The organism is Mammaliicoccus sp. RAM2, assembly GCF_045897195.1.
GTDB lineage: Bacteria > Bacillota > Bacilli > Staphylococcales > Staphylococcaceae > Mammaliicoccus > Mammaliicoccus sciuri.
The window spans coordinates 198,007-215,273 of record NZ_JBJNWI010000004.1 but is presented as its reverse complement, the minus strand read 5'-3'; the positions used below and the strand labels follow the sequence as shown (position 1 = coordinate 215,273).

Below are 17,267 nucleotides of genomic sequence, written 5' to 3'. Positions count from 1 at the left end.
TATATGAGTAAAAAGAGAATATATGAGTATGCAAAAGAAATCGATGTAAAGAGTAAAGCAATCATAGACGAATTAAAAAAGAATAACATAGAAGTATCAAATCACATGCAAGCATTAGAGGAGAATGACATTAAAATTTTAGATAAAGCATTTAAAAAGCAGGATTCTGCTAAAAAAGACCAAACAACTACTCACGCAAATACAAATAAATCAAATAGCAACAAACAGAATAACAAACAAAACAATAAACCTAATCATCAACAAAAGAATCAAAAAAATCAAAAGAATAAAAAGCAAAATAACAAAAAACAACATAATCAACAACAGCAACCTAAACCGGAAGTTAAAGAAACACCATCTTTAATTACGTATGAAGAAGGTATTACAGTTGGTGAATTAGCTGATAAAATCAACAAAGATGCTTCTGAAATTATTAAGAAGTTATTCTTACTTGGTGTTGTAGCTAATATTAACCAAGCATTAGATACTGAAACTGTTGAATTAATTTGTGCAGATTATGATATTGAAGCTGAGTTAGAAGTACATGTAGATGCAACTGACTTAGAAAATTACTTTGAAGTTGATGAAAATGATGCAGACTTAATCGAAAGACCTGCAGTTGTTACAATCATGGGACACGTTGACCATGGTAAAACGACACTTCTAGATTCAATCCGTAATACACGTGTTACAGCTGGTGAAGCAGGCGGTATTACACAACATATTGGTGCATACCAAATTGTTAACAACGACAAGAAAATTACATTCCTTGATACACCAGGACATGCTGCTTTCACAACAATGAGAGCGCGTGGTGCTCAAGTAACAGATATCACAATTTTAGTTGTTGCAGCTGATGATGGTGTAATGCCTCAAACAATTGAAGCAATCAACCATGCTAAAGCAGCAGAAGTACCAATTATTGTTGCGGTAAACAAAGTTGATAAACCAACAGCAAATCCTGATCGCGTTATGCAAGAATTAGGTGAATATGGTCTTTATCCTGAAGACTGGGGTGGAGATACAATCTTCGTTCAACTTTCAGCAATTCAAGGTGACGGAATCGATGATTTATTAGAAATGATTGGTTTAGTTTCTGAAGTAGAAGAACTAAAAGCTAACCCTGACCGTGCTGCAGTAGGTACTGTAATCGAAGCTGAGCTTGATAAATCACGTGGACCTGCAGCTTCTCTATTAGTACAAAACGGTACTTTAGAAGTAGGTGACTCATTAGTAGTGGGTAACACATACGGTAGAGTACGTGCGATGGTTAACGACTTAGGTAAAAGAATTAAAACAGCTGGACCATCAACACCAGTTGAAATTACTGGTTTACATGATGTACCACAAGCTGGTGATCGATTTGTTGTATTCAAAAATGAAAAACAAGCTCGTCAAATCGGTGAAAAACGTCAACAAGAAAATATCTTAAAACAACGTCAAGATAGTAAGAGCGTTTCATTAGATAACTTGTTTGAACAAATGAAACAAGGTGAAATGAAAGATTTAAATATCATCATTAAAGGTGATGTTCAAGGTTCTGTAGAAGCTTTAGCAGCATCATTAATGAAAATAGACGTTGAAGGTGTTAATGTACGTATTATTCATACAGCAGTTGGTGCGATTAATGCATCAGACGTTACATTAGCAGCAGCATCAAACGGTATTATTATCGGATTTAACGTAAGACCAGATGCAGGTGCTAAACGTGCTGCAGAAGAAGAAAATGTTGATATGAGATTGCATCGTATTATTTATAAAGTAATCGAAGAAATCGAATCAGCTATGAAAGGTCTATTAGACCCTGAATATGAAGAACAAGTTATTGGTCAAGCTGAAGTACGTCAAACATTTAAAGTATCTAAAGTCGGTACAATCGCTGGTAGTTACGTAACAGACGGTAAGATTACTAGAGATGCAAGTGTACGTATTATTCGTGACGGCATTGTGATCTTTGAAGGTGAATTAGATACACTTAAACGTTTCAAAGATGATGCTAAAGAAGTAGCAGCTGGATATGAATGTGGTATCACAATTGAAAAATTCAATGATATTAAAGAAGGCGACATCTTCGAAGCTTTCAAAATGGTTGAAATTGAAAGAAAATAAAGTGAATATTTTAATATAAATCTTTTGAGACTGAGACATTATTTATTGTCTCAGTCTTTTTCATGATATAGTTTATAATTTTGAGATTTTCACGAAAGGAGGGAAATGATGATGACCATACTTGCAATCATAATTTTTGTATTGACATTGACTTTCGTTATTTGGCAACCGAAAGGATTAGATATCGGCCTAACAGCTTTTATAGGTGCATTAATTGCCATTATAACTGGTGTTGTACAAATAGAAGATATATTTGAAGTGACCAGCATTGTTTGGAATGCAACATTGACATTCATAGCGATAATTATCATTTCACTTATTCTTGATGAAATTGGATTCTTTGAATGGTCTGCGATTCATATGGTTAAAGCCTCTCGTGGAAATGGTGTAAAGATGTTCGTTTATATCATGATATTAGGTGCAATTGTTGCTGCATTTTTTGCGAATGATGGCGCGGCTTTGATACTTACGCCTATTGTATTGGCAATGGTACGTCATCTAGGATTTAATAAGAAAATCATTTTTCCTTTTGTGATAGCAAGTGGATTTATAGCAGATACAACTTCGCTCCCATTTACAGTGAGTAATTTAGTTAATATTGTTTCTGCAGACTATTTTAATATTGGTTTTGTTGAATATTTTTTACATATGTTCATACCCAATATTTTCTCGTTATTGGCTAGTATTGCCGTATTGTGGTTATTCTTTAAATCGTCTATACCACGTACATTTGATGATCATCATTTAAAACAACCAAAAGAAGCAATTAAAGATTTGAAACTGTTTCATATGTCATGGGTTATACTATCCATTTTACTCATCGGATATTTTATCAGTGAGTTTGTACACATACCTGTATCAATTATTGCAGGAATAGTAGCGATTATATTTGTATGGTTTGCTAGAAAATCTCCTGCAGTTCATACTCAAAAAGTACTCAAAGGTGCGCCATGGAATATTGTCGTATTCTCAATTGGTATGTATCTTGTTGTCTTTGGACTAAAAAATGTAGGTATCCTTGCAATTTTAAGTCATATACTAACAGACATTTCTCAACATGGATTATTTGTAAGTATTATGGGAATGGGATTTATAGCAGCATTTCTATCATCGATTATGAATAACTTACCAACCGTTCTCATAGATGCACTCGCTATCCATCAATCAGATGTTATTGGTCTCCTTAAAGAAGGCATGGTTTATGCAAATGTTATCGGTTCAGATCTCGGTCCAAAAATTACACCCATCGGTTCATTAGCGACATTATTGTGGCTACATGTATTGTCACAAAAAGGTGTTAAAATACCTTGGGGCACATACTTTAAAACAGGTATTATCATAACGATACCTGTATTATTCATTACATTAGTAGGATTGTATTTAACTTTGTTAATCTTTTAAAAAACAGTTAAGATAGGAAGCTATCTTAACTGTTTTTCCGTTTGCGATATTGTAAGGGTGTCATAAAATAGAATTGCTTAAATACTTTGATATAATGTGATGTTGTTTTATAACCAACTTTTCTACTAATATCTTGAACTGTTAGTGTGTTATCAGCAAGCAGTGTGATACTTTTTCTAATTCTTATTTCATATAAATAATGCATAATGGTTTGTTGTGTTACTTGTTTGAAAAGTCTTGATAAATGAAACTTTGAACCGTGACATTGGTTACAAATTTCATCTAATGTAAGATTTAAATGATAATATCGATGAATGAAATTTTTTATTTGTAATACCCATTCTTCTTCTTCTAATAATTGACCTGTTGGATTACACTTTTTACAAGGACGATAACCATTTTCTATAGCTTCGTGATAGTCTCGATATATTGAAACATTTTCTTTATTAGGTAATTTAGCATTGCATGAAGGTTTACAGAATATCATTGTCGTCTTAACTGCATATACAAAATCATCATTCGCTAATTTATTGTTTGTTTTAATGTCTTGCCATCTTTTCTCAGTTAAATACATTGCCAAATCTATCACCTCAAAAATATCATAACATATAAAAATATCCTTATATTGCTATCTAATTGTGATAACGACTATTTATATTGAGTTTACAAATAAATTCATTTAAACTTTCACCAAAGGAGGGAGACGATGAAAATAATTTATCATGGTATTCTTAAGCATCTTAATAAAAAACTCGATATTTATGCAAGTGATGAAGGTCTCGCATTTGTAGGCTCATTTGATAAAGAAAATGAAATACATCAGTTTATTTCAAATATAGAAATCAAAGAAAATCAAGACAAAGTTAAACCATTTATCGACCAATTGAATGAATACTTTAATGGAACAAGAAATTCTTTTGACTTAAAAATAGATATAAATTCCAGCCCATTTAACGAAACCGTGTGGCAAGCATTGACTAAAATACCATATGGAGAAACAACAACTTATTCAGAGTTAGCCAATAAAATAAATAAACCAAATGCAGTTAGAGCCGTTGCATCAGCAATCGGTAAAAATCCATTAAACATTGTGATACCTTGCCATCGTGTAATAGGCAAAGACGGACAACTAAGAGGCTATAGAGGCGGACTTGAAATGAAGCAATCATTATTAGAGTTAGAATCAAGACACACCCATTTATCATAAATAATGAGGTGTGTTTTCTATTATCATTTCGTGTATGATAATAGAAAGAAGTGATTGGGGGTCAATATATGAGTAGTGATGATAATAGTAGGAAAGTCATTTTAGATTTAGCTGTTACATTAGATGGGCTTATCGAAGGTGAAAATGGCGAGATTGACTGGTGTATTATGGATCCTGAAATGAATTTTGATGATTTTTTAAATCAAGTCGATACAATCTTTTATGGAAGAAAAAGTTACGAAGCATGGGGAGATTTTCAACCGAGTTTAGAAGATTCAGAAGATGATAAATTAATGTGGAAAAACATACATGCCAAAGAAAAATATGTCTTTTCAAAAAAATTTAAGTTTGAAGATAAACATGTCAATGTTATTAAAGATAATATCGTAGAACATGTAAATGAAATAAAAAGTAAGCAAGGTAAAGATATATGGTTATATGGTGGATCTAGCTTAATCACGACATTTGTAAATTATGGATTAGTAGATGAATATAGGCTATCTATACATCCTATAGTTTTAGGAAAAGGAAAACCACTATTTATAGATATTGAAGATAGACAACAACTTAAACTAGTACATTCAAGAAAATTTAAATCAGGTGTTATACAATTAATTTATCATAATGAGTAGTAGGTGATGTTATGAAAACTGAACGTGAGGTATTGGAAGAAATTTTTAATAATGCTTCGATTGAAGATGATATTAGAGCAGTTTGCATGAATGGGTCTAGGGTTAATAAATTTATTGAACCGGATGAATATCAAGATTTTGATATTGCATTTATCGTAAAGAATTATGAGTCGTTTATTCAACATGTATCATTTATTAAAAATTTTGGAGAGCCTATTATTTCTCAGTGTAATAGAGAGCGTTCTGATAGTGGTATAAAGGATCAATTATTTTATATGGTGTTGTTTGAAAATCACATGCGAGTAGATTTCAGATTTATACCAATTGAATGTATAGAAGCATATAGACATGAAGATTATTTACTGAAGGTATTAATTGATAAGGATAACTATTTTAGTGAACAAATTGAACCAAGTGATAAAAAATATCATATTATGCAACCTAACCAGAAGGGGTTTGATTTTGTTTGTAATGAATTTTGGTGGTTATCAACGTATGTTGTTAAAGGCATTAAAAGAGAAGAAATTTTTTATGCTATTGATCATTTAAATATGATGCGTGATTTACTTTTGACTATGTATGACTGGAAAGTCGGTAACAAATTTAATTGGCAAATCTCAACGGGAAAAAATCATAAATTATTAAAAAAATACATTTCTAAGTCTGAATGGAATAAATTGTTGGAATCATATCCACATGGTGAAGTTGTAGATATAACAAATTCATTATTAAGTATTACAGAGCAATTTTATATTTTATCAGTTGAAATAGCCAAAGATTTAAATATGGAACTAGAAACCGCGGAAGCAAATAAGGTTATTAAATATAATCATAATCAAATAACTGGATTTACTGACATGTAAATGGGAAGTATACCTTAGCTGGAGATATACTTCCCATTTTTGGAAGATAAGCACTTTTATTGTTGAGTCGAGAATACGGATTCTCTTCAAGTATATAAATATACTTGATATATATAGCATAACTGTTTATTGAGAAAAGTGAAATTTGTGTTATGGATGATGACTTGCTATGTGACAGTTAATGACATTCACTAAAGTACGAATCATTATTTTTGATGTATATTTACACTATAATAAGGGAATAGGTAAGTAAATAGATTGGATGCAGTAAAGTTAAACATGAACTACAAATATGACGTATTGGAGTGGTTCTTATGCAAACAATGATTGTTTATTTTGTCGGCTGCTTTATCGGATTTATTGTACATCGTATATTTCAAACTGAAAGTATGTGGATGAATGTCGCTCAATTTTCAATATTTTTTGCGTTTATGTATACATTTATTGGTAGATTTATGCCTTCTATTCGAAATTCTCTTATAAAAATGGTTCCGAGTAGTGTTCCAAATCCGAAAATGATTGTGTATGTAACAGGATGGTTGGAATTTGTCATTGCGATAAGTGTATTTATTCCTAAATTTAATATGGTATTCAGTGTAATTGGTATTATTCTATGTTTTGTATTGTTTCCTGGCAATATAAAAGCACATGCTAAAAACATATCATTAGGTGACAAAGCACCAACAAATATTTATTTAAGAGCATTCTTGCAAATATTATTTATTGTTTCATTTATTATCATATTTAAGCATGCATAAGATGGTATATAGTGAATTATTGATTGATAGTTTATGGAGTAAAAGTGAAAATATTAAGAGGGGTTAAAATGGAACAAAATGCACTTGTAGGAAAATTACAAAAAAGAAGAAATGATTTAAGTGAATTAGAGAAGAGGGTATTGGATTTTATTTTGAATGATTATACGTCGATAGCAAATATGAACATAGATGATATTGCTGAAAAGTTGTTTGTGTCGACTGCAACTGTCAGTAGATGTTCTCAAAAATTAGGTTATCAAGGCTATAGAGAACTGAAATATGCCTTATTACAAAATCAACCTGATTTAAATAAAGTAAACAATGTGCAAAGTTTTGATGTTGAAATGGATGATTTTATGAATGAAAATTTGGCGAACCTCCAGAATACAATGAATGAGATCAATATCCAAGATATCGAAAAAGCAGTAGCTTTTATACGTGATGCACGTGTAATAGAAATCATAAGCGTGGGAGCAAGTTTAGTAAACGGGATTGATTTAAGTAGAAAATTAACATTTCTAGGTAAAGTAGCACATGCGAGAACTGATTGGGATGAATTAGAAGCGGTAACGCATAATTTAGATCAGGAAAGTTTAGCAATTTGTGTAAGTTCAAGTGGTGAAACCTCACATATTGTTCGTTATGCACAGCAGTTAAGAGATAACCAAGTACCAATTATTTCTATTGTTAGTAATAGGCATTCTAAGTTGGCACAGTTATCGACCATAACTTTAATCGCTAAGACAAATAGTATCTATATTGGAAATGTAGATTTAAGTTCGAGGCACGCTGCTATGTTTATGATAGATTTTCTATTAATGATGTATGGTAGACAATTATAATGTAACGACATTCATAAGATGAAAGCGCGTCCAAAATGATTATATACTATTGATGCCCCTTTAATACATTTGTATATTTAAATAACATAAATGTATTAAAGGGGTGTTATTGAGTATGAGTAAAAAGAAGAAGCAAAGTAATGTGTGGGATTTTCTTCAAAATATGGGGAAGACATTTATGCTTCCAGTAGCTTTATTAGCTTTTATGGGTTTGATTTTAGGGATAGGGAGTTCATTTACAAGTGAATCAATGATTGATGTCTTTCCATTTTTAGAGAATAACATGATACAGCTAGCATTGAAGTTCTTAGCAACAGTTGGGGGATTTGCGTTTACATATTTACCTGTACTATTTGCGATTGCTATACCAATCGGACTTGTTAAACATGAAAAAGGTGTAGCTGCCTTCTCAGGGTTTGTAGGTTATACAGTTATGAATTTAACGATTAATTTCTATTTAACTGAGACACATCAATTAGCAGATACAGATAAATTACAACAAGCTGGACAAAGTATGGTATTAGGTATTCAAACACTCGAAATGGGTGTGCTCGGTGGTATCATTTCTGGTCTTATCGTTTATAAATTACATAATAAATTTAGCTATACACAGTTACCTGACAGCTTTGCGTTCTTCTCAGGGTCAAGGTTTGTACCAATTGTAACGTCTCTCGCATTAGCAGTAGTCGGGTTAATTATTCCAATTATTTGGCCGTTCTTCGGTATGATCATTGGAAGTGTTGGGGCACTAATTCAACATTCTGGTGTATTTGGACCATTTTTATTTGGTGCTGGTGAAAGGTTATTATTACCTTTCGGATTACATCATATTTTAGTATCGATGGTTAGATTTACTGAAGTTGGTGGACATTCTATTATTGAAGGTAAAGATGTATTTGGCGCATTAAATATTTTTTATGCGCAATTACAAAATAATTTACCAATATCTCCAAATGTAACTGCATTTTTATCACAAGGTAAAATGCCAACATTTATGTTTGGTTTACCAGCTGCGGCTTTAGCAATTTATCACGCAGCGCCTAAAGAGAATAGGCATAAAATAAAAGGCTTATTAATTTCAGGATTTGTAGCAACATTTGTTACAGGTATTACTGAACCAATTGAATTTTTATTTTTATTCATTAGTCCATTACTTTGGATCTTCCATGTCATTATGACAGGATTAGGATTTATGGTTATGAATATTCTAGGTGTGACAATTGGTAATACAGATGGTGGCGTACTAGACTTTCTAATATTTGGTGTCATGCAAGGTAGTTATACGAAATGGTGGCTCGTCATAATTGTTGGATTAATATGGTTTGTTATCTATTATTTAGTCTTCAAGACAGTTATTTTGAAATTCGACTTAAAAACACCAGGTAGAACAGTTGAAAAGAACGATAATAATGAAAGTAATGCGACACAAAATCGTACAAATCATACAGACGATATGGCTTCTGATATGCTTCAAGCGATTGGCGGTTCCAGTAATATTATAAGCATTGATAACTGTATTACACGTTTAAGATTAGTGCTGGAAGATGCGGAAATTGTTGATGATGAAAAGTTAAAAGAACTCGGTGCATTAGGTGTCGTACATTTAGACAAACAAAATGTACAAATTATCATCGGAACGAGAGTAACAACTGTTCGAAAACAATTAGATGCCATTATTTAAGTTAAGAAGGGATTTTTGTAATGTATAATTTTGATAAGGTGATTGATAGAACAGGGACAAATTGTACTCAGTGGGATTATGTCCAAGACCGTTTTGGGCAAAGTGACTTGTTGCCATTTACGATTTCAGATACAGACTTCGCGCTACCAGATACAATTATGGAACATTTAAATAATCGTATGAAGCATCCTATATTCGGTTATACGAGATGGAATCATATAGACTTTAAATCAACCGTTACGAATTGGTATAAAAAACGTTTTAATACTGAAATTAATGAAGATTGGATTTATTATACACCAACTGTGATATATGCAGTTTCACAGTTAATTTATATGAAATCTAATTTGAATGATGGTGTGATTATTCAAACACCAGCATATGACGCATTTTACAATGTGATTAAAGAGAATCATCGTACAGTTGTGGAGAATCAACTTTTCTACGAAGAGGGTTATTATACAATTGACTTTAAACAATTAGAGATGCAATTAGCGAAACCTGAAAATAAAATTTTGTTATTATGTTCTCCTCATAACCCAACAGGTAGAGTATGGACTGAAGATGAACTGACTACAATCATTAAACTATGTCAGGAACATCATGTTTATATCATTTCTGATGAAATTCATATGGATATCGTTCGAAAAGGAAACAACCACATTCCAATACTAGATAAAAGTAAAAATGATATAGCAATTGTGACAAGTGGTAGTAAGACTTTTAATTTTCCGGGGTTACTTTTTGCGTATACTTTAATTCCAAATAAAGAAGATGGGGATATATTTTTAAATCATTTGAAAAAGCAAGACGGTTTATCATCACCAAGCATTATGGGGATGGAATCTACAATAGCAGCCTATGAAAAAGCGAGTGATTGGGTAGATGCTTTAAACGAATATTTAGATGACAATATACATGCAGTTCAATTATTCTTAAAAGAGCACATACCAGAAATTAAAGTTGTCTATCCAGAATCAACATATCTTATATGGTTAGATGTTTCAGATCTAAATATGACGATGGATGAATTGCAACACCGACTTATTAACATAGGCAAAGTTGCGATAATGGATGGTCAAACATATGGCGGTAACGGTCAGCACTTTTTGAGATACAATGTTGGATGCCCAAAGTCTAAAGTATTAGAAGGATTAGAGCGACTAAAGTTAAGTATTGAAACATAATATATTTATATCGAGTGATTATCTTTTTAAGCATTCAAGCATGTGCTATAATGTACTAATGTATATAGAGAGATGAGAATGTTAAGAGGTGAAATATATGAGTATTCGTTCTGAACGAGTAGGCGAACAAATGAAAAAAGAATTAATGGATATTATCAACAATAAACTTAAAGATCCAAGAGTTGGATTTTTAACAATTACAGATGTAGAACTTCCAGGAGACTTGTCTCACGCTACAGTTTATTTAACTGTATTAGGTTCTGATAAAGAAAAAGAAGATACATTTAAAGGTTTAGAAAAAGCAAAAGGCTTTATTAAATCAGAATTAGGTAATCGTATGAAATTACGTATTTTACCAGAATTGCATTTTGAATATGATGAATCAATCGATTACGGTAATAAAATTGAACGCATGATTCAAGATTTAAATCGTAATGATTAATCCAAATTTAGGCTAAGACACTATAAGGTGTCTTGGTCTTTTTTTGATTAGAGGGGCTGTAACTACCATTATTCAGAATTCTGGTAATAAGAAAGCTGTAACTACCATAATTCCGAATTGTGGTAGTAAGAAAACGTCTTCGTTATGGACATTTCTCGTAATTCTGTTTCTAACACCATCGTTTTTTTATGCGAATTGAGTTATTTCTTCTTTTTATGAATATTTTCATGTAAAATTAAAAAGAATAGAAACATTATGGAGGTCGTAAATTTGGATGGCATTCTAGCAATTCATAAGGAAGTTGGTATGACAAGTCATGACGTCGTATTTAAACTTCGTAAAATTTTAAAAACAAAAAAAGTTGGCCATACTGGAACTTTAGATCCTGAGGTAAGTGGTGTACTACCGATTTGTGTAGGGAAAGCGACGCGTGTAAGTGATTATGTGATGGAAAGTGGCAAATCCTACAGAGCTGAAGTAACGATTGGTGTTAGTACAACGACTGAAGACCAAACTGGTGAGATAGTTGATCAGAAGCGTGTTGATCAAAATTTATGGGACAAAGATGAAATGATTGCGACTTTAAAACAATTAGAAGGTGACATTGAACAAATTCCACCTATGTATTCTGCTGTTAAAGTTAATGGTAAGAAATTATATGAATATGCTAGACAAAATATTGAAGTTGAACGTCCTGTCAGAAGAGTACATATTAACAGTATTGATTTAATTTCTGATATTATTTATGAGAATGATACTTGTAAATTTGAAATTGAAGTTGAATGTGGCAAAGGGACATATATTAGAACGTTAGCAACTCAAATTGGTGCGTTACTTAATTATCCTGCTCATATGTCTCATTTAATTAGGTTGAAAAGTGGCGGTTTCTCTTTAGAACAGGCTATTAAATTAGATGACTTAAGAGAAATAGTTGAGCAAGATAAGTTACAAGATGTGATTCTTCCATTAGAATATGGATTGAATGGTTTAACGAAAGTTACCGTACATGATAAAGATATCGTAACGCGTATTCAAAACGGACAAAAAATAGAAAAATCTTTAATAGATGAAAGTAAACATGATGGCGAATTTGTTGTTTGGTATGAAGACAAAGCAATTGCTATTATGGATACTTACGATAAAAATGAAACACTTTATAAACCGAAAAAAGTTTTTCTTTAAAGGAGTATATTGATGGAAGTTATAGAAATTACACACCCAATTAAATCTAAACAATTTGTAAATGAAAATATTGCTTTAGCTATCGGTTTTTTTGATGGCATACATTTAGGTCATCAACAAGTTCTTAAAAAAATGATTAAAGTAGCTAAAGATAAACATTTAAAAAAAGCTGTTATGACATTTGATCCTCACCCTTCAGTTGTCTTAAATCCTGAAAAGAAAAGAACAACGTATTTAACACCTATTGCTGATAAAATTGAAGCAATTGAAAAGTTAGGCGTAGATTACTGTTTCGTCGTTAACTTTTCATCAACATTTGCAGATGTGTCTGCAGATGATTTTATTGACCAATATTTTATTCAAAATCATGTGAAAGCTGTTATTGCAGGTTATGATTTTAGTTTTGGTAAATATGGAAAAGGTAATATGGCTTCATTACAAGAGAATGATTATCCATTTGATGTATTTGTCGTATCTAAGCAAACATTACATGAGGATGAAAAAATCTCAACTACGAATATTAGAACATCACTTGAACTAGGAGAAATAGAAGCTTGTAATTTAGCTTTAGGACGTCCATATGTTATTAAAGGTATGGTTGTTCAAGGTGAAAAAAGAGGGCGTACAATTGGTTTTCCTACAGCTAATGTTGAACCTAGTGATGACTATGTATTACCGAGAAAAGGTGTTTATGCTGTAACATTACTCATTAAATCAAGAGATAAGTCATATAAAGGTGTGTGTAACGTTGGTGTGAAACCAACATTCCATGATCCGTCTGTTTCTCAAATAAGTATTGAAGTTAACATCTTTGATTTTGAAGAGAGTATATATGGTGAACGTGTAGAAGTATATTGGCACCATTTTATTAGACCAGAACAAAAATTTGATGGCATTGATGCACTTGTTAATCAAATTAAGCAAGATAAAGAAGAAGCAAAAGCGTTATTATCACTTGAAAGAACATAAAGAGTTATGTATAATGATTTGAGTGCCTAATCCTTGGCTTATCGACACTCCGACGATCAGCTCAGGTTTACGGTGAATACAATTATAGGAGGGAAATTGACAATGGCAATTTCACAAGAAAGAAAAAACGAACTAATCGAACAATACCGCGTACATGAAACTGATACTGGTTCTCCAGAAGTACAAATCGCAGTTTTAACAGCAGAAATCACTGCTTTAAACGAACATTTACGTACTCACAAGAAAGACCATCATTCACGTCGTGGATTATTAAAAATGGTTGGTCGTCGTAAACATTTATTAACATATTTACGTGAAAATGATGTTCAACGTTACCGTGATTTAATTAAATCATTAGGATTACGTCGCTAATCGTAATTTCAATCGAAGGAAATCAATCAGATTTCTTTCGATTTTTTTATAAATAAATATAAAAAATATGTGTATAATGGTATGATATAAGAGATTAAGTGTATGAGAGGAGATTCATAAATGTCTCAAGAGAAGAAAGTCTTTAAGACAGAATGGGCAGGAAGTCCATTAATAATTGAAACGGGCCAATTAGCAAAACAAGCTAATGGTGCAGTATTAGTAAGATATGGGGATACAGTTGTATTATCAACAGCAACTGCATCAAAAGAACCTAGAAATGTAGACTTTTTCCCATTAATGGTTAACTATGAAGAAAAAATGTATGCAGCAGGAAAAATTCCTGGTGGCTTTAATAAACGTGAAGGTAGACCTGGTGAAGATGCTACTTTAACAAGTAGATTAATTGATAGACCAATTCGTCCATTATTCCCTAAAGGATACAGACATGATGTTCAAGTTATTTCTATCGTAATGAGTGTTGATCCAAACTGTTCACCAGAAATGGCAGCAATGATTGGTTCTTCAATGGCATTATCTGTATCAGATATTCCATTTGAAAGACCAATTGCAGGTGTGAACGTAGGTTTAGTAGATGGTGAATTTGTCATCAATCCTAATGTTGAACAAAGAGAAGTTTCTTTATTAGATTTACAAGTAGCGGGTCATAAAGATGCGATTAACATGGTTGAAGCGGGTGCTAAAGAAGTAACAGAAGAAACAATGTTAAATGCTATTTTATTTGGTCATAAAGAAATTCAAAGATTAGTTGAATTCCAAGAAGCTATTATTGGAGATGTTCAACCTGAAAAAGCTGAATTTATACCGGTTGAAATTGAAGCTTCATTTGAAGAAACAGTTCGTGCTAAAGCAGAAGCTTTAGATATTATTTCAGCAATCAGAACTGAAGAAAAACAACAAAGAGATATTAATATTTCTGCAGTTAAAGAAGAAGTTCTAAATGACTTTACAAACGAAGAAGATCCAGATAATGAAGAAGTACTCAAAGATGTAAGTAAAGTATTAGATGCACTTGTAAAAGAAGAAGTGCGTTGCTTAATTACTGAAGATAAAGTAAGACCAGATGGACGTAATCCTGAAGAAATCAGACCATTATCTTCTGAAGTTGGATTATTACCAAGAGCTCATGGTTCAGGTTTATTTACACGTGGACAAACACAAGCATTTTCAGTTGCGACTTTAGGTGCATTAGGTGAACATCAAATCATTGATGGCTTAGGTACAGAAGAACAAAAACGTTACATGCATCACTATAATTTCCCTAACTTCTCAGTTGGTGAAACAGGTCCAGTGAGAGCGCCAGGACGTCGTGAAATTGGTCACGGTGCATTAGGTGAACGTGCTTTACTACAAGTTATTCCAGATGAAAAAGAATTCCCTTATACAATAAGAGTTGTTTCAGAAGTACTTGAATCAAATGGTTCATCATCACAAGCTTCAATTTGTGGTTCAACTTTAGCTTTAATGGATGCAGGTGTGCCAATTAAAGCACCAGTTGCAGGTATTGCAATGGGCTTGATTACTAAAGATGATAACTATACAATTTTATCTGATATTCAAGGTATGGAAGATGCACTTGGTGATATGGACTTTAAAGTTGCAGGTACAGAAAAAGGTATCACTGCTATTCAAATGGACATTAAAATCGATGGTTTAAGTGAACAAATCTTAAAAGAAGCACTTGAGCAAGCAAGAATTGGTAGATTATATATCTTGAATCATATGCTTGAAACTTTAAGAGAACCTAGAGAAGAACTTAGCCAATATGCACCTAAAATTGAAATTATGCATATTAAACCAGATAAAATTAGAGATGTTATTGGACCTGGTGGTAAGAAAATCAATGAAATCATTGATGAAACAGGTGTTAAATTAGATATCGAACAAGACGGTACAGTATTTATTGGATCTAAAGATAAAGACATGATCGACCGTGCTAGACAAATTATTGAAGATATTACAAGAGAAGCTGAAGTCGGTGCAATTTATATGGCAACAGTTAAACGTATCGAAAAATTCGGTGCATTTGTTGAAATCTTCCCAGGTAAAGATGCACTTGTTCATATTTCTCAATTCTCTAACGAGAGAGTTAACAAAGTTGAAGATGTAGCTAAAATTGGTGACCAATTCTTAGTAAAAGTAACTGAAATTGACCGTCAAGGACGCGTAAACGCATCACGCAAAGTATTGTTAAACGAAGAAAAAGAACAAAAATAATAAATGAAATGATTCAGATAGGGACATTGACGTGTCCCTATTTATTTTGAGGTGAATAAATATGGCTGATTTACAACGACTGAATAATGGAACGACTGTGATTTTTGAAGAAATTCCAAACAGTGAAACAATTAGTGTAGGTGTTTATGTCAATACTGGAACGGGTGATGAAGGTGATTATCCGGAAGGTATTGCTCATTTTATGGAACATATGTTATTTAAAGGTAGTGAACACTATACAAGACAGCAATTATCAAATGAATTTGATAAAATTGGTGGCTATAACAATGCATATACGACAAAAATGTACACTTGTTATTTCTGTAAGACATTAAAAAGATTTGAACATAAAGCAATTGATTTAATTATAGATATGGTTAAAAATCCACTATTTCTTGAAGAAGAAATTGTTCGTGAGAAAAAAGTCATTTTAGAAGAAATTAAAATGATTGAAGATACACCAGAAGAATGGTTAATGGATAAATTAGAACATGAAATTTATAAAGACCAACCATTAGGACGAATGATCCTTGGTACGCCTGATAGTGTCAATCAAATTGATAGAGATACATTAGTTGATTTCCATAAAAAGTATTATCAAAGTAATCGCTTAATTGTTTCAGTTGCGGGTGCCTATAGTGAATCTATGAAAGAAACATTGCTTAAGCAATTATCTGATGGGGTAGAAATACCGCTTAATCAACAAGAACAAAGCATGAATTTTATTGAGAAGAAAGAAACTTATTATAAAAACGAGCTAGAGCAAACGCATTTTATGAGAAGTTATGATGCACCAAGTTATAATGATGAACACTATTATGCAACGAATATATTGAACACGATTTTAGGCGAAACAATGAGCTCTAAATTGTTCCAAGTTCTAAGAGAAGAACATGGATTATGTTATAATGTTTACTCAGATTTCCAAAGTTTTCACAATGATGGTTTACTGACAATTTATGTAGCAACTGATAAAGAAAATGTTGATGCATCAAGTGAACTTATTACTGAAGTGCTCGAGTCATTATTAAATGACGGTATCACACAGAATGAACTAGATGATGCTAAAAGTCATATAATCACAAGCTTTTTAATGGCATCTGAATCTAACCAAAATAAAATGACGAGAAATGCACGTTCAATCATGTTTCATAATGAATTAGTTACGAATGAGCAGTTCGAGCACGAAATCAATCAAATCCAGTTAAATGATATTAAATTAGCTACGAAAAGATTATTGGATGCACCTTATTCTGAGTTTATTTTGACAGAGAAATCATAAAGTTATGACCTGATATAAAAATTATTGTCTTCCTTAATTTAAAATATGTATAAGACTGTTGTATGTGCTTGTATAATCGATTATATAAATGGTATGATTAAATAA

The 17,267-nt window shown here is 32.0% G+C and carries 16 protein-coding genes; 15 read left to right on the top strand and 1 reads right to left on the bottom strand.

Going from position 1 to position 17,267, the window contains the following annotated elements; translation table 11 throughout:
• Window positions 1–3: 3 nt before the first annotated feature.
• Both infB and arsB read left to right on the top strand, forming a co-directional pair.
• Entirely contained in the window at window positions 4–2,109 is a 2,106-nt protein-coding gene (gene infB, locus ACJTHF_RS07810) for a translation initiation factor IF-2 (protein ID WP_407812607.1), read from the top strand.
• A 111-nt stretch (window positions 2,110–2,220) separates the two neighbouring features.
• Window positions 2,221–3,510 (top strand): arsenite efflux transporter membrane subunit ArsB, encoded by a 1,290-nt coding sequence (gene arsB / locus ACJTHF_RS07805; RefSeq protein WP_107603055.1) that lies wholly within the window; start codon window positions 2,221–2,223, stop codon window positions 3,508–3,510.
• 25 nt (window positions 3,511–3,535) lie between these two features.
• Here arsB and ACJTHF_RS07800 read toward each other — a convergent pair whose 3' ends face one another.
• Complete coding sequence (locus ACJTHF_RS07800; protein ID WP_078355712.1) at window positions 3,536–4,084, bottom strand: Ada metal-binding domain-containing protein; 549 nt, start codon at window positions 4,082–4,084, stop codon at window positions 3,536–3,538.
• Between the two features lie 132 nt (window positions 4,085–4,216).
• Between ACJTHF_RS07800 and ACJTHF_RS07795 the strand changes: the two genes are divergently transcribed.
• The 13 genes from ACJTHF_RS07795 (at window position 4,217) to ACJTHF_RS07735 (ending at window position 17,162) form a co-directional block, all read left to right on the top strand.
• Window positions 4,217–4,717: a methylated-DNA--[protein]-cysteine S-methyltransferase gene (locus ACJTHF_RS07795; protein WP_106417514.1), complete on the top strand. Its 501-nt coding sequence runs from the start codon at window positions 4,217–4,219 to the stop codon at window positions 4,715–4,717.
• 68 nt (window positions 4,718–4,785) lie between these two features.
• A complete protein-coding gene (locus ACJTHF_RS07790) occupies window positions 4,786–5,349 on the top strand; it encodes a dihydrofolate reductase family protein (RefSeq protein WP_058591390.1) in 564 nt (187 codons plus the stop codon).
• Window positions 5,350–5,360: 11 nt separating this feature from the next.
• Entirely contained in the window at window positions 5,361–6,212 is an 852-nt protein-coding gene (locus ACJTHF_RS07785) for an aminoglycoside 6-adenylyltransferase (RefSeq protein WP_084754733.1), read from the top strand.
• 314 nt (window positions 6,213–6,526) lie between these two features.
• Window positions 6,527–6,970 (top strand): hypothetical protein, encoded by a 444-nt coding sequence (locus ACJTHF_RS07780; RefSeq protein ID WP_107603051.1) that lies wholly within the window; start codon window positions 6,527–6,529, stop codon window positions 6,968–6,970.
• A gap of 68 nt (window positions 6,971–7,038) precedes the next feature.
• A complete protein-coding gene (locus ACJTHF_RS07775; RefSeq protein WP_058591394.1) occupies window positions 7,039–7,812 on the top strand; it encodes a MurR/RpiR family transcriptional regulator in 774 nt (257 codons plus the stop codon).
• A gap of 115 nt (window positions 7,813–7,927) precedes the next feature.
• Window positions 7,928–9,493 carry a maltose/glucose-specific PTS transporter subunit IIBC gene (gene malX / locus ACJTHF_RS07770; RefSeq protein WP_058591395.1) on the top strand — a complete coding sequence of 522 codons (1,566 nt, stop codon included), beginning with the start codon at window positions 7,928–7,930 and terminating at the stop codon, window positions 9,491–9,493.
• 20 nt (window positions 9,494–9,513) lie between these two features.
• Window positions 9,514–10,680: a MalY/PatB family protein gene (locus tag ACJTHF_RS07765; protein WP_107603050.1), complete on the top strand. Its 1,167-nt coding sequence runs from the start codon at window positions 9,514–9,516 to the stop codon at window positions 10,678–10,680.
• Window positions 10,681–10,777: 97 nt separating this feature from the next.
• Window positions 10,778–11,122, top strand: a complete 345-nt coding sequence (rbfA, locus tag ACJTHF_RS07760; protein WP_048542606.1) for a 30S ribosome-binding factor RbfA — start codon at window positions 10,778–10,780, stop codon at window positions 11,120–11,122.
• 270 nt (window positions 11,123–11,392) lie between these two features.
• Window positions 11,393–12,304 (top strand): tRNA pseudouridine(55) synthase TruB, encoded by a 912-nt coding sequence (gene truB, locus ACJTHF_RS07755; RefSeq protein WP_088592392.1) that lies wholly within the window; start codon window positions 11,393–11,395, stop codon window positions 12,302–12,304.
• Between the two features lie 12 nt (window positions 12,305–12,316).
• Window positions 12,317–13,273: a riboflavin biosynthesis protein RibF gene (gene ribF / locus ACJTHF_RS07750; protein WP_025905353.1), complete on the top strand. Its 957-nt coding sequence runs from the start codon at window positions 12,317–12,319 to the stop codon at window positions 13,271–13,273.
• Between the two features lie 102 nt (window positions 13,274–13,375).
• Window positions 13,376–13,645 (top strand): 30S ribosomal protein S15, encoded by a 270-nt coding sequence (gene rpsO / locus ACJTHF_RS07745; protein WP_025905354.1) that lies wholly within the window; start codon window positions 13,376–13,378, stop codon window positions 13,643–13,645.
• Window positions 13,646–13,765: 120 nt separating this feature from the next.
• Window positions 13,766–15,880 carry a polyribonucleotide nucleotidyltransferase gene (gene pnp / locus ACJTHF_RS07740; RefSeq protein ID WP_407812606.1) on the top strand — a complete coding sequence of 705 codons (2,115 nt, stop codon included), beginning with the start codon at window positions 13,766–13,768 and terminating at the stop codon, window positions 15,878–15,880.
• A gap of 61 nt (window positions 15,881–15,941) precedes the next feature.
• Window positions 15,942–17,162, top strand: a complete 1,221-nt coding sequence (locus ACJTHF_RS07735; protein ID WP_107603049.1) for a M16 family metallopeptidase — start codon at window positions 15,942–15,944, stop codon at window positions 17,160–17,162.
• The last annotated feature ends 105 nt before the right edge of the window (window positions 17,163–17,267 follow it).

What these genes read in the sequence shown, in the direction of transcription:
- infB (WP_407812607.1), top strand. Translation starts at nt 4, where the DNA reads ATGAGTAAAAAGAGAATATATGAGTATGCAAAAGAAATCGATGTAAAG.
- arsB (WP_107603055.1), top strand. Translation starts at nt 2,221, where the DNA reads ATGACCATACTTGCAATCATAATTTTTGTATTGACATTGACTTTCGTT.
- ACJTHF_RS07800 (WP_078355712.1), bottom strand. Translation starts at nt 4,084, where the DNA reads ATGTATTTAACTGAGAAAAGATGGCAAGACATTAAAACAAACAATAAA.
- ACJTHF_RS07795 (WP_106417514.1), top strand. Translation starts at nt 4,217, where the DNA reads ATGAAAATAATTTATCATGGTATTCTTAAGCATCTTAATAAAAAACTC.
- ACJTHF_RS07790 (WP_058591390.1), top strand. Translation starts at nt 4,786, where the DNA reads ATGAGTAGTGATGATAATAGTAGGAAAGTCATTTTAGATTTAGCTGTT.
- ACJTHF_RS07785 (WP_084754733.1), top strand. Translation starts at nt 5,361, where the DNA reads ATGAAAACTGAACGTGAGGTATTGGAAGAAATTTTTAATAATGCTTCG.
- ACJTHF_RS07780 (WP_107603051.1), top strand. Translation starts at nt 6,527, where the DNA reads ATGCAAACAATGATTGTTTATTTTGTCGGCTGCTTTATCGGATTTATT.
- ACJTHF_RS07775 (WP_058591394.1), top strand. Translation starts at nt 7,039, where the DNA reads ATGGAACAAAATGCACTTGTAGGAAAATTACAAAAAAGAAGAAATGAT.
- malX (WP_058591395.1), top strand. Translation starts at nt 7,928, where the DNA reads ATGAGTAAAAAGAAGAAGCAAAGTAATGTGTGGGATTTTCTTCAAAAT.
- ACJTHF_RS07765 (WP_107603050.1), top strand. Translation starts at nt 9,514, where the DNA reads ATGTATAATTTTGATAAGGTGATTGATAGAACAGGGACAAATTGTACT.
- rbfA (WP_048542606.1), top strand. Translation starts at nt 10,778, where the DNA reads ATGAGTATTCGTTCTGAACGAGTAGGCGAACAAATGAAAAAAGAATTA.
- ribF (WP_025905353.1), top strand. Translation starts at nt 12,317, where the DNA reads ATGGAAGTTATAGAAATTACACACCCAATTAAATCTAAACAATTTGTA.
- rpsO (WP_025905354.1), top strand. Translation starts at nt 13,376, where the DNA reads ATGGCAATTTCACAAGAAAGAAAAAACGAACTAATCGAACAATACCGC.
- pnp (WP_407812606.1), top strand. Translation starts at nt 13,766, where the DNA reads ATGTCTCAAGAGAAGAAAGTCTTTAAGACAGAATGGGCAGGAAGTCCA.
- ACJTHF_RS07735 (WP_107603049.1), top strand. Translation starts at nt 15,942, where the DNA reads ATGGCTGATTTACAACGACTGAATAATGGAACGACTGTGATTTTTGAA.